This window comes from Labrenzia sp. ATLA3 (assembly GCF_057180185.1).
Genome location: NZ_JBXUKV010000004.1, coordinates 221,359 through 233,429, shown reverse-complemented (window position 1 = coordinate 233,429; position 12,071 = coordinate 221,359). Strand labels below are relative to the sequence as shown.

12 protein-coding genes are annotated in these 12,071 nt (G+C 60.9%); 8 read left to right on the top strand and 4 right to left on the bottom strand.

Annotated elements, in window-relative coordinates; all coding sequences use genetic code 11:
* Positions 1–271 precede the first annotated feature (271 nt).
* From AC2A6O_RS12515 to AC2A6O_RS12505, 3 genes are all read left to right on the top strand, one after another.
* Positions 272–556, top strand: coding sequence for a hypothetical protein (locus tag AC2A6O_RS12515; protein WP_498927412.1), 285 nt, complete (start codon positions 272–274; stop codon positions 554–556).
* A 78-nt stretch (positions 557–634) separates the two neighbouring features.
* Positions 635–4,363 (top strand): methionine synthase, encoded by a 3,729-nt coding sequence (gene metH / locus AC2A6O_RS12510; RefSeq protein WP_498927410.1) that lies wholly within the window; start codon positions 635–637, stop codon positions 4,361–4,363.
* 218 nt (positions 4,364–4,581) lie between these two features.
* The gene (locus AC2A6O_RS12505; RefSeq protein WP_153297108.1) at positions 4,582–4,725 is read left to right on the top strand and encodes a hypothetical protein; all 144 of its coding nucleotides are present in this window, start codon (positions 4,582–4,584) and stop codon (positions 4,723–4,725) included.
* A gap of 129 nt (positions 4,726–4,854) precedes the next feature.
* On the opposite strand, the gene AC2A6O_RS12500 is transcribed toward AC2A6O_RS12505, so the two are convergent.
* Together AC2A6O_RS12500 and AC2A6O_RS12495 are read right to left on the bottom strand one after the other, a co-directional pair.
* Entirely contained in the window at positions 4,855–5,496 is a 642-nt protein-coding gene (locus tag AC2A6O_RS12500) for a LysE family translocator (protein WP_498927408.1), read from the bottom strand.
* A 131-nt stretch (positions 5,497–5,627) separates the two neighbouring features.
* A complete protein-coding gene (locus tag AC2A6O_RS12495) occupies positions 5,628–6,314 on the bottom strand; it encodes an ArsR/SmtB family transcription factor (RefSeq protein ID WP_498927406.1) in 687 nt (228 codons plus the stop codon).
* Positions 6,315–6,407: 93 nt separating this feature from the next.
* On the opposite strand from AC2A6O_RS12495, the gene AC2A6O_RS12490 reads away from it, so the two are divergent.
* The 5 genes from AC2A6O_RS12490 (at position 6,408) to AC2A6O_RS12470 (ending at position 9,864) form a co-directional block, all read left to right on the top strand.
* The gene (locus AC2A6O_RS12490) at positions 6,408–6,740 is read left to right on the top strand and encodes an NIPSNAP family protein (protein ID WP_498927404.1); all 333 of its coding nucleotides are present in this window, start codon (positions 6,408–6,410) and stop codon (positions 6,738–6,740) included.
* Entirely contained in the window at positions 6,737–7,081 is a 345-nt protein-coding gene (locus AC2A6O_RS12485; RefSeq protein WP_023000915.1) for an antibiotic biosynthesis monooxygenase family protein, read from the top strand. Before AC2A6O_RS12490 ends, AC2A6O_RS12485 begins: the two co-directional genes overlap by 4 nt.
* 10 nt (positions 7,082–7,091) lie before the next feature.
* Positions 7,092–8,012 (top strand): DMT family transporter, encoded by a 921-nt coding sequence (locus tag AC2A6O_RS12480; protein WP_498927401.1) that lies wholly within the window; start codon positions 7,092–7,094, stop codon positions 8,010–8,012.
* 75 nt (positions 8,013–8,087) lie between these two features.
* A complete protein-coding gene (locus AC2A6O_RS12475; protein WP_148586397.1) occupies positions 8,088–8,510 on the top strand; it encodes a (R)-mandelonitrile lyase in 423 nt (140 codons plus the stop codon).
* A 211-nt stretch (positions 8,511–8,721) separates the two neighbouring features.
* On the top strand, positions 8,722–9,864 hold the full coding sequence (locus AC2A6O_RS12470) for an FAD-dependent oxidoreductase (RefSeq protein ID WP_498927399.1): 1,143 nt from the start codon (positions 8,722–8,724) through the stop codon (positions 9,862–9,864).
* A 6-nt stretch (positions 9,865–9,870) separates the two neighbouring features.
* Here AC2A6O_RS12470 and AC2A6O_RS12465 read toward each other — a convergent pair whose 3' ends face one another.
* Together AC2A6O_RS12465 and AC2A6O_RS12460 are read right to left on the bottom strand one after the other, a co-directional pair.
* Positions 9,871–11,316 (bottom strand): ATP-binding protein, encoded by a 1,446-nt coding sequence (locus tag AC2A6O_RS12465; protein WP_498927397.1) that lies wholly within the window; start codon positions 11,314–11,316, stop codon positions 9,871–9,873.
* Complete coding sequence (locus AC2A6O_RS12460) at positions 11,313–12,041, bottom strand: response regulator (protein ID WP_498927395.1); 729 nt, start codon at positions 12,039–12,041, stop codon at positions 11,313–11,315. Before AC2A6O_RS12460 ends, AC2A6O_RS12465 begins: the two co-directional genes overlap by 4 nt.
* Positions 12,042–12,071: the final 30 nt, after the last annotated feature.

Below are 12,071 nucleotides of genomic sequence, written 5' to 3'. Positions count from 1 at the left end.
GCGACGTGGGGACCCCCAGCCCTAACCCCTCCACACAAGTGGAAGGGTAAGAGGCAAAAAGCCTGGTGCATCAGTGGCGATGGAAGAGGGCAAGTGCCGGGCTTTTGCGTCGTAAAGAGCGCAATGTGAAACCGGCGCCAGGGGCAAGGAACTCCAGACTTTCCTTCTCCCGTGTGGGGAAGGGTTCGGGATGGGGGGGAGTTGACGAAGCTGAAGGTCCTCTCTGTCCCTGGAGCAGGAACAGCGGAAACAAAGCGGGAAGCGGAGCGAGATGATCAAGTTAAGCACTGCCGATGCCATTGAAACGACCGCTTTTGCGGTGCTGCGTGAAAAGGGCTTCGAGCTTCGTGTCGTCGACATGGGCGCGGACAAAAACCGGCTGATCGTCGCCAGCGACAAGGACCATGAGTTCCACGGCCATTCGGCCCTCGAAATTCTGGGGCTGCTGGCCGTCTATCAGGCCCGCGGCGACGACTGGCATCCGACGGAAGACGACGTTCACAGCCGCACCAAGTTCTGGGACGCCTCCTACAACGAAACCGACCGGAACAGCTGACGCGCTGTCCGGTTGCCAATTCAAAATCGCGCCGGCCTGAGCCGGCCAAACCAACAGACATTTCCGGAAGGAAACCCCGTGATCAAGTCAGACGCCTTCGAGCGCCTCCGTGACCTCGCCAAGACCCGTATTCTCGTCCTTGACGGTGCCATGGGCACGGAAATCCAGCTTCTGAAACTGGACGAAGCGGCCTATCGCGGCGACCGTTTCAAGGACTGGCCGAGCGACATCAAGGGCAACAACGATCTTCTGAGCCTCACCCAGCCGGATGCGATCCGGAAGATCCATGTCGACTATCTGGAGGCCGGTGCCGACATCGTCGAGACCAACACCTTTTCCTCGACAACGATTGCCCAGGCCGATTACGGCATGGAAGAGCTGGCTTATGAGCTGAATTTCGAAAGCGCGAAACTCGCGCGCGAAGCTTGCGACAAGGTCATGGCGCAGGAGCCTTCCCGGCCGCGTTTCGTGGCCGGAGCCCTCGGCCCGACCAACCGGACGGCATCGATCTCGCCGGATGTGAACAATCCGGGCTACCGCGCTGTTTCCTTTGATGATCTTCGTATCGCCTATGCCGAAGCCACACGCGGGCTCATTGCGGGCGGTGCGGATATCATCCTGGTCGAAACCATCTTCGACACGCTCAATGCAAAGGCGGCGCTGTTTGCCATTGAAGAAGTCTTCGAGGAAACCGGCAAGATGTTGCCGGTGATGATTTCCGGCACGATCACCGATCTTTCGGGCCGCACCCTGTCCGGACAGACACCGGAAGCCTTCTGGAACTCCGTTCGGCATACGAACCCGCTGACGATCGGCCTCAACTGCGCACTTGGCGCGAAGGAAATGCGGGCTCACGTGGATGAACTCGGCCGTGTTGCCGACACGCTTGTGTGCGCCTACCCGAACGCGGGCCTGCCGAACGAATTCGGCGAATACGACGAGAGCCCGGAACACATGGCCGGCCTGATCGAGGAATTCGCCTCCGCCGGTCTCGTCAACGTGGTCGGCGGCTGCTGCGGTACGACGCCTGCGCACATCAAGGCGATTGCCGAGGCTGTTGCGGACAAGAAGCCGCGCGAGATTCCGGAAATCGACGTTCACATGCGTCTATCCGGCCTGGAGCCCTTCGTCGTGACGAAGGAGACAAACTTCGTCAACGTCGGCGAACGGACCAACGTGACCGGCTCGGCCAGGTTCCGCAAGCTGATCAAGGAAGGCGATTATGCCACCGCGCTCGACGTTGCCCGCCAGCAGGTGGAAAACGGTGCGCAGATCATCGACATCAACATGGACGAAGGCCTGCTCGATTCCGAGGAAGCCATGGTCACGTTCCTGAACCTGGTGGCTGCCGAGCCGGATATCGCCAAAGTGCCGATCATGATCGACAGTTCCAAGTGGACGGTGATCGAAGCGGGTCTCAAGTGCATTCAGGGCAAGGGTGTCGTGAACTCCATCTCGATGAAGGAAGGTGAAGAAGCCTTTATCGAGCAGGCGAAGAAAGTCCGCCGCTATGGCGCCGCCGTTGTCGTCATGGCCTTCGACGAGAAGGGACAGGCGGACACTTTCGAGCGCAAGACCGAGATCTGTGCGCGGTCCTACAAGATCCTGACCGAAAAGGTTGGCTTCCCGCCGGAAGACATCATTTTCGACCCGAACATCTTCGCGGTTGCGACCGGCATCGAGGAACATAACAATTACGGTGTCGATTTCATCGAAGCGACCGGCTGGATCCGTGAGAACCTGCCGCATGCCCATGTGTCGGGCGGCGTGTCGAACCTCTCGTTCTCGTTCCGCGGCAATGAAGCCGTGCGTGAGGCGATGCACTCTGTGTTCCTCTACCACGCGATCAAGCGCGGCATGGACATGGGCATCGTCAACGCCGGTCAGCTTGCGGTCTACAATGATCTGGAAACCGAGCTGCGCGAGCTTTGTGAGGACGTTGTCCTCAACCGGCGGCAGGACAGCACCGACAGGATGCTGGAAGCGGCCGAGCGCTGGAAAGGCGAGGGCGGCAAGAAGAGGGAAGCCGATCTCACCTGGCGCACGTGGGGTGTTGCCAAGCGCCTGGAACACGCGCTCGTTCACGGCATTGCCGATTACGTGGAAGAAGACACCGAGGAAGCCCGCCAGGCTTTCGACCGGCCCTTGCATGTGATCGAAGGCCCGCTGATGGACGGCATGAATGTCGTCGGCGATCTGTTCGGATCGGGGCAGATGTTCCTGCCGCAGGTGGTCAAGTCCGCCCGCGTCATGAAGAAGGCGGTCGCCTATCTGATGCCTTTCATGGAGAAGGAAAAGGAAGAGCTCGGCCAGACCGGACAGTCTTCCGCCGGCAAGATCCTGATGGCGACGGTCAAGGGCGATGTGCATGACATCGGCAAGAACATCGTCGGCGTCGTGCTCCAGTGCAACAACTTCGAGGTGATCGATCTTGGCGTCATGGTGCCGACAGCGAAGATCCTCGATACCGCGCGTCAGGAAAAGGTCGACATGATCGGGCTTTCCGGGCTGATCACGCCGTCGCTGGATGAAATGTGCCATGTTGCCGCCGAGCTGGAACGGGAGGGACTCGATGTGCCGCTTCTGATCGGCGGGGCGACGACGTCCAAGATCCATACCGCGGTGAAGATCCACCCGAACTATGCTCGCGGCCAGGCGATCTATGTCACCGATGCGGGCCGGGCTGTCGGCGTCGCTTCCAAGCTGATGAGCGAAGGCGGCCGTGCGCCGTATTTTGCTGATGTACGTGCCGAATATGCCGACATTGCTGAAAAACATGCGGCCGGGCGGGGTGCGCAAAAGCGTACGTCGCTGAAGGTTGCGCGGGACAATGCCTTCAAGGTGGACTTCACGGGCAAGCAGCCGGTTGCGCCGAATAAGCCGGGGACGACTGTCTTCGACGCGTTCCCGCTGGAAGAGCTGGTTCCGCTCATCGACTGGACACCGTTCTTCTCCACCTGGGAGATCAAGGGCCGGTACCCGGCGGTGCTGACCGACAATCGCTATGGCCCGGCAGCCAAGGCGCTTTTCGACGACGCTCGGCGGATGCTTGACGAAATCGTGGAGAAGAAGCTGCTGACGGCACGCGGTGTCGCGAGCCTGTGGCCAGCCAATGCGGTTGGCGACGATGTGCGGGTCTTCACCGACGAAAGCCGCAGCGAGACGCTGGCGACCTTCCACACGCTGCGCCAGCAGATGACGAGGACTGCGGGTGGCCGCGCCAACATCGCCCTCAGCGATTTCGTTGCGCCCCAGGACAGCGGTATCGCCGACTGGATCGGCGGTTTTGCGGTGACAGCCGGTCATGGCGAGGACGAGTTGGCGGCGCGATACGCCAGGGAGTCGGATGACTACAACAAGATCCTCTCCCAGGCTCTGGCGGACCGTCTGGCCGAAGCCTTTGCCGAGAAGCTGCACCAGATCGTGCGGATGGACCTCTGGGGCTATGCGGCTGATGAAAACCTCTCCAACGAGGACGTCATCGCGGAGAAATACCAGGGCATCCGTCCGGCTCCGGGCTATCCGGCCCAGCCGGACCATACCGAGAAGGATACGCTGTTCCAGCTGCTCGACGCCGAACGCCTGACCGGCATTCAGCTGACCGAGAGCCGGGCGATGCTGCCGGGATCTTCCGTTTCCGGGCTCTACTTCGGCCATGCGGACAGCCACTATTTCGGTGTCGGCAAGATCGAAAAGGACCAGGTGGAGGATTACGCTGCACGCAAAGGTTGGGATCTGGCCTATGCGGAACGCTGGCTGGCTCCGATTCTCAATTACGACCCGGCCCGGATGGTCGCCGCCGAGTAATATCAGAGTTCGTTTCCGGTTTGAAAACGATAGCCTCCCGCGTGTCACACGCGGGAGGCTATTTATTTTCTGCTGCGAATTAAGTGACGTAAGAGAAATAAAATAAATTTTTGAAAATATGCACAGTGTGCACCCTTGTAATGTGCACGTAGTGCGCTAACATAAGCTCTATCAGGTGAGTGCCGATCAAGGTTCTGCGCGCACCAAAGGAGAAAAACATGAATGTGCAAATTGCTAAAATAATGCTGGTTCAGCATCGCCAAGACTACAACCGGGACCGCCTTGCGTGGTTGCCGTCGCGGCTTTACCGCTCCTGGCGCGAAGCGCTGCCGAAGGTTCAGGAGACCATACGGTCTCTTTGAGCTGGGCCGCACCCCGAATTTGGCCCCAAGAAGAAGAACAAGATCACCGGACGTCTCGTAGCCCCTGACGTCTGCCACATACTAAAAAAGCCCGGCCTTGGCCGGGCTTTTTGTTTTGTTGCCGGGGGATCAACTGCGGCTGAGGAGCAACTTCATGCCGACAAAGCCAAAGACGCAGCCGAGGAGGGCCTGGATGCCGCGTCGCGACTTGCCATAGATCTTCACCATGAGCGGAGTGGAGAACGCGAGCGCGTAGAGCATATGGATGGCGGCAGAAAGAACAAAGGTGCCCAGGACGATGACCGTGGCAACCCATCCCGGTGCCCCTGGCTGCAGGCCGAGCGATATTATGGCGATCCAGGCAAGTGCAGCCTTCGGGTTGGTCATCTGAATAGTGTAGCCGCGGACCATGTAGCCCAATGGCGAGCGCCTGCGTCCGGCAAGTTCCCGAGCACTCGTATCCTGAGGGGAGCGGGCTGCCCGGAACGACGTGAGGGCAAGCCACAGCAGATAGAAACCGCCAGCGATCTTGATTGCGGTCAGTGCCGACGCATAGGCGGCAAGCAGCGCTGATAGCCCGAGCACCGTGAGTGTTGCCCAGGTCAGCGATCCGAAGGCTACACCGAAAGCCAGTGCCAGTCCGGAAGTCCGCCCAACACTCATCGACGTTCCCATTACCGCGAGAACATTCGGGCCCGGGCTGAGTATCCCCAGCAGAAAGGCTGAATAGGCGAACAGAATACCGGGTAGATAGGTCGAAAGCTGATCCATTGCAGTCTCCATGAACGTTCACGGCGATCTTAGGGAGCGAATGGAGGTGATTGCTTCGGTGACGGTCGAACTATGTCTGTCAGAAGGCACCACCCTCTGCCTGAGTTTCTTGAGTTGCCCGTAGCCGCTCCCTAAACCTGAAACAGCTTCTTCAGCTCAGCCTCGCCTTTGGGCGAAACATGCACGATCCGACCGGAGGGTTCCCGGCGCAGCCAGCCACTGTCGGTGAAGCGGGTGAGAAGCGCTGCGCCCAGACCTCCGGCGAGGTGGTTGCGCCGTTCGCTCCAGTCCAGGCATGCGCGGCACAGCGGGCGGCGGCTTGCGGTGAGGGCATCCAGGTCGATGCCGATACTCGAGACGAAACCGGTTCCGTCTGCGGTCAGGGCAAGGCCGCCAGTGTCCGAAGAGACAGTGAGAAATCCGCGCTTCTGCATGCTGTCGAAGATGCGCACCGCCATATCACCGGCCAGATGGTCGTAGCACACGCGGGCGGCACGCATCTGCGGATCCTTGGGGCCGGTGCGGGTGCGCAGGTGACCCTTGCGGGCGGCAAGGCCCATCACGGCCTCCAGAACGGTGCCAACTTCCGGACCGGCGAGGGTGAAATAGCGATGGCGGCCCTGTTTGGCCTGGGTCAACAGGCCGCCTTCCATCAGCTTCTTCAGGTGGGAGCTTGCCGTCTGGCCGGTGATGCCGGCTTCCGCTGCCAGTTCCGTCGCCGTCAAAGCCTTGCCGCTCAGAAGCGCGCTCAGGATGTTGGCGCGGGCCGGATCGCCCATCAAGGCGCCGATGCGCGCAATGTCCGGTCCATCCTTCATTGGCTTATCTCCATGGTTCGATCTGCGTCGAAGCATTGCAGACATGGGCCGTGTCACACAAGGGCCATCGACACAGCCCTGAAGGAGAGTTCGATGATTACCTGTTTCATCCGCTATCACATCGACCCGACGAAAAAAGCAGCCTTTGAGCAATATGCCCGGAACTGGGGGCAGGCGATCCCGCGTTGCGGTGCGGACCTGATCGGTTATTTCGCCCCCCATGAAGGGTCAACGACGCTCGCGTATGGCGTCTATTCCATCGAAAATCTTGTCGAATATGAAGCTTACCGTGCACGGCTCGCCGAAGACCCGCTGGGGCAGGAAAACTATGCATTCGCCATGAAGGAAAAATTCATCTTGCGGGAAGACCGAACGTTTTTGAAACTGGCCTCCGCACCGCATGCCTTGGGAGAGAAACTCAAATGATTGCCGTCATCTTCGAAGTGATCCCGCATGCGGACAAGAAACAGGCCTATCTGGATATGGCCGCCGAGATGAAGCCCCTGGTCGAACAGATCGACGGGTTCCTGTCCGTCGAGCGCTTCCAGAGCCTCACCAATCCGGAAAAGCTGCTGTCGGTCTCCTTTTTCCGGGACGAGGCCGCGCTGAACGAGTGGCGTCAACTGACCCAGCATCGCAAGGCACAGCGTGCCGGGCGCAACAGCTACTTCAAAGACTACCGGTTGCGGGTGGCGCAGGTGCTGCGCGACTACGGCATGGACGAGCGCGACGAGGCTCCGGCCGACAGCCGCGACGTGAACGGCTAGGCAATCAGCCATGCACAACAGATCGATCGAACTGGCGCTTTTGGGCGTGCTCGCGCTGCTGTGGGGCTCGTCCTACATGTGGATCAGCCTGGCACTGCCATCGTTTCCTCCGGCGACGCTGATTGCTATCCGTGTATCGCTTGCGGCGCTGGTGCTTCTGGCCATCATGGTCGCCAGAGGCATGCGCATGCCTCTGGACAAAGGAAGCTGGAAGCAATTCTTCATCCAGTCTCTGGTCAACAGCACGGGCCCCTGGCTGATGCTGGCCTGGGGGCAGCAATATGCCGGAACGGCGGTCTCCAGTGTTCTGAATTCCACTTCGCCGCTCTGGGTCTTCGTCTTTTCGTTCCTGCTGGTGAACAAGGGCGAAAGGCCCGGCGCCCGGCAACTGACCGGCGCCTTGTTCGGTTTCGCCGGCATCGTGCTGATCGTCGGTGTCGGGGCGCTGGAGGATATCGGCAGGAACCTTGTGCCCCAACTCGTTGTCCTGTTCGGGGCTGCACTCTATGGCATTGCCGCGCTGCGTGGCCCGGTTTTCGCCGGGGTGCCGCCTATCGTGACGGCCGCCGGAACGCTCATCTGCGCGTCTGTGGTGCTTGTACCGGCGAGCCTCGTCATCGATCGGCCGTGGCAGCTGACGCCGGATTTAACGGGTATTGTCGCCGCTCTGATGCTCTCCATCGTGTGCACGGCACTGGCCTTCCTGATCTACTTTCGCCTGTTGAACACGCTCGGGGCGATGGGAACAGCCAGTCAGGCCTATCTGCGCTCCGGTGTTGGCGTCTTCCTCGGCGTGGTTTTTCTTTCCGAGACGCTGGTTCTGGAAACCTTTGCTGGAATATGCCTTGCCATTTTCGGGGTTGTTCTGATCAACTGGCCGCGTGCGGTGAAACGGCACGACGTTTCGGCTCCAGTACCTGCCACCAAGTGACTTGGGCATCCGGCCGGCAGGAAACTGGACGGCTGAGCCCGCACATATGATGGCAGAGATTTGGGAGGAGGTGTCATGAGTGTCCTGACCGTTTTCGAGGCCGGATCCCGGCCGTCACGACGTGCAAGCCCGGACTATTTTACCGGAACTGTCTGGCAGGATCCGGTGATCGAGGCACCCGCGCCGGCGCGGGTACGTGCTCTGCAGGTGACATTCGAACCTGGCGCCCGCACCCATTGGCACACCCATCCGCTGGGGCAGACCCTTCAGGTGCTGCAAGGGGCAGGCTTCGTGCATCTGTGGGGACAGGAAAAACTGTCGATCCTGCCGGGCGATGTCATCTGGATTCCGCCGGGCGTCAAGCATTGGCATGGAGCAGGGCCGAACACGTCGCTTGTCCATCTGGCCATTCAGGAGGAGCTGGATGGTGCAACGGCAGAGTGGCTTGAGCCGGTTGACGAGGCGACCTATGCCGGCGGCATCCAGGCCCGGCGGTGAGGAAAACGCGGCAGGTTTTTTGCGCTGCCGCCAATGGCCCCCTTATTTTTGCCAGCAATTAGGCTGATACAGCGCTTTCCCTTGGTCTCTCCGTCGTTTTTGCCTTGAAGCCGACGCCGCGTAATGCGGGGCCTGCAAGCCACGGCGCATATTGTACTCGCGGACAGACTCGGGTCAAAAAGGATCCTTGTTTTCGTGAAGTGATTGCCGGATGAACATAGCCATCGTCGGTGCCGGGATCGGAGGACTGGCCGCAGCCATTCTTCTGGAGCGTCTCGGTCACCGGATTTCCATCTTCGAACAGTTCCGCAAACCTGTTCCCATCGGGTCAGGCCTGATGCTCCAGCCCGTCGGGCTGGAGGTGTTGAAAATGGCAGGTGTCGCGGATGCGGTTCTGAAACACGCAGCACCGGTGAAGCGTGTGCTCGGCAAGTCGGCGCAGACAGGACGCCGCGTTCTCGATGTCGACTATGGCGCCGTGCCGGGGCTTGGCATTCACAGGGCCGCGCTGTTTTCCGCGCTTTATGAAAAAGTGCTGACGCGCGCGCTTTACTGGCGCACGGACTGCCGCATAACCGGTCATGAAGACGGCAAGCTCCGCTTTGACGACGGCAGCTTCTCCGACCCCTTCGACCTGGTCATCGATGCGTCCGGCGCCAATTCGGTTCTGTCGCCGCTCAAGGCCCGGCCCCTGGCGTTCGGAGCGATCTGGGGAACGGTCGACTGGGTTCCCGGTGGTTTGCCGGAGGATCACCTTTCCCAGCGCTATCGCCGGGCCGACTGCATGATCGGGGTGTTGCCCGTGGGGCTCATTCCGGCGCAGGGCCGGCGGAAGGCGGCGTTCTTCTGGTCTCTTCGCCAGGAAGCCTATGAAGACTGGCTCAAAGGGGGGCTTTCAGCCTGGAAGGATGAGGCCCTATCGATCTGGCCCGAGGCCGGTCCGTTTCTGGAGCAGATCACCGACCCGGAGCAAATGACGATGGCGCGGTATGGCCATGGCACCTTGCGCCAGCCCTGGGGAGACAAGATTGCCTACATCGGCGATTCCGCCCACCGTGCAAGTCCGCAGCTCGGGCAGGGGGCCAATATGGCACTTCTGGATGCGGCGGCCCTGGCAAAGGCGTTGGAAACTCTGCCGCTAGAGCAGGCCTTGCCTGCCTATGGCAAGTCCAGACGCTGGCACGTCGGGGTCTATCAGGCCTTTAGCGCGGTGTTCACGCCCGCCTATCAAAGCGACAGCCGGTTGCTGCCAGTCGTGCGCGACAATGTGTTGTTTCCGCTCAGCCGCATTCCGCCCTTTCCCTCCGTGCTGTCGCAGCTGATCTCGGGACGGCTTGTGCCAAGCGGGCTGTGAAACAGCCTATTTGCCGGCCCCAAGCGGCAACCGGACCTCGGCCTGGAGGCCGCCTTCCGGGCGGTTCTTCAAGTCGATCCGCCCGCCATGGGCATGGATGATCGACCGGGTGATCGCAAGCCCCAGTCCGATGCCGCCGGTTTCTTCGCTGCGGGATTCTTCAAGCCGGACAAACGGTTCGAAGACGTCCTTCAACTTTTCCTCGGGAATGCCCGGGCCATCGTCCGTGATGCGGATGAGCGCTTCACCGTCGGATCTGGCCGCATGAACCGAAACACGGTCACCGTAGCGGATGCCGTTTTCGATCAGGTTCCTCAGCGCCCGTTTGAGTGCCACCGGACGGCACGGCAGCACGATGCGGCCTTCCGTTTCCACGCTGCACTGGTGGCCAAGGTCCTGCTGGTCGCCCGCAAGCGCCTCCAGAATTGCGCCGAGATCTGCGTTTTCGCCGGTTTCAGCCTGGGCGTCGTCCCGGGCGAAACGCAGCGCGGCTTCCGTCATCGCAGCCATTTCTTCCAGGGTTTCGATCATCTTGTCCCGGTTTTCCTCGTCCTCGATGAATTCGGCCCGAAGGCGCAGAGAGGTGATCGGGGTTCTCAGGTCGTGGCTGATGGCTGCCAGCATCCGGGTCCGGTCCCTCACAAAACGTGTCAGGCGGTCCTGCATGTCGTTGAAAGCGCTTGTCAGGGAGCGGACTTCGCGCGGTCCACTGGGCGTCAATGGCGGCTGCTGCTCGCCACGGCCGAATTTTTCGGCCGCAACGGACAGCTCTTTCAGGGGGCGCGTTACGCGGCGGACAGCAAAGCCAATAATCAACACCATCAGCAGGGCCGTTATCGACAGTTGCACCATCAGGGGCACAAAAGCCCCGGCAGGCGGGCGGTAGCTGGTGGCGACATTCAGCCAGCGTCCGTCGCTCATCCGGATAGACAGCGACAGGTCTTCCGGCTTGTTCATGATCTTGCGCATGTTCGAGGGGCGCTCGTGCCGCGGCACATCGCGCCATCTCGGCCGATCGTCGTCCTCCGCCTCACGGCCGCGCGGTCCGCGTCTTTCGTCGGCAAGGATGTTGAGATGCACGGCCTGGCCATGTTCCAGCCGGTCGGCCATGTAGTTCTGCAGGCGTCTTTCGAAACGCGATTTGCCGGGGGCGGGGGCAAGGGGTGTGTCGCCGAGCCAGAAAACCGCGAAACGGCTGCTGCTTGCCACCAGAATCCGGTCCTGCAGATTTGCAGGCGTGTCTTCCATCAACTCCGCGAGGGAGACCGCGCGCGACAGAAGGTTGTCGCGGGCCGCGGCCACGAGCGCGATGCGCCGCTCGTCCTGGAAGATCCAGATGCTGAACGCCTGCGCCGCAATGATTGCAGCCAGCAGCAGGATGATGAGCTGCGAGGCAAGGGTGCTCGGCCACAGGCGGGCAAGTATGGGACGGGACGTTGGAGGCGTCGTCATTCAGCTGGATCTTTCACGTCGGCGGTGAACATGTAGCCACCACCCCAGACGGTCTTGATCAGCTTGGGGTCTTTCGGATCGATCTCGATCTTCCGACGCAGACGGGACACCTGGTTGTCGATGGATCTGTCGAAAACAGCGGGGGTTCTGCCGGTGGTCAGATCCATGAGCTGGTCCCGGTTGAGCACCATCTTCGGACGTTTGAGAAAAGCACACAGAAGCTGGAATTCGCCGCTGGAAAGGGCCACGGATGTGCCTTCGGGATCCAGCAGTTCGCGCCGCGAGACATTCAACGACCAACCGTCGAAATGCAGCCTGTCGTGTTCGATCGGATCGCGCTCTTTCGGTGCAAGTGAGGTGCGGCGCAGGACCGCGCGAATGCGTGCCAGCAATTCGCGGGGGTTGAAGGGTTTCGTCACGTAGTCGTCGGCACCGATTTCCAGCCCGATCACCCGGTCGGTGTCGTCCGCCATCGCGGTCAAAAGGATAACGGGCATGGAGCCGGCCTCCACCAGATGGCGGCACAGGGACAGCCCGTCTTCGCCCGGCATCATGATATCCAGTACGACAAGATCGATGGATGCCGCCTTCAGGGTCTTGCGCGCCTGCGCGGCATTTTCCGCCACGGTCGCACGCAGGCCGTTCTTGACCAGGTAGCGGGCAAGCGTTTCGCGGATGTCGCGGTGATCGTCCACCACCAGGATATGCGGGCTCGGATCGCTCAAGGGTCTCTCCAATCTGGCCGGCCAGGTGTT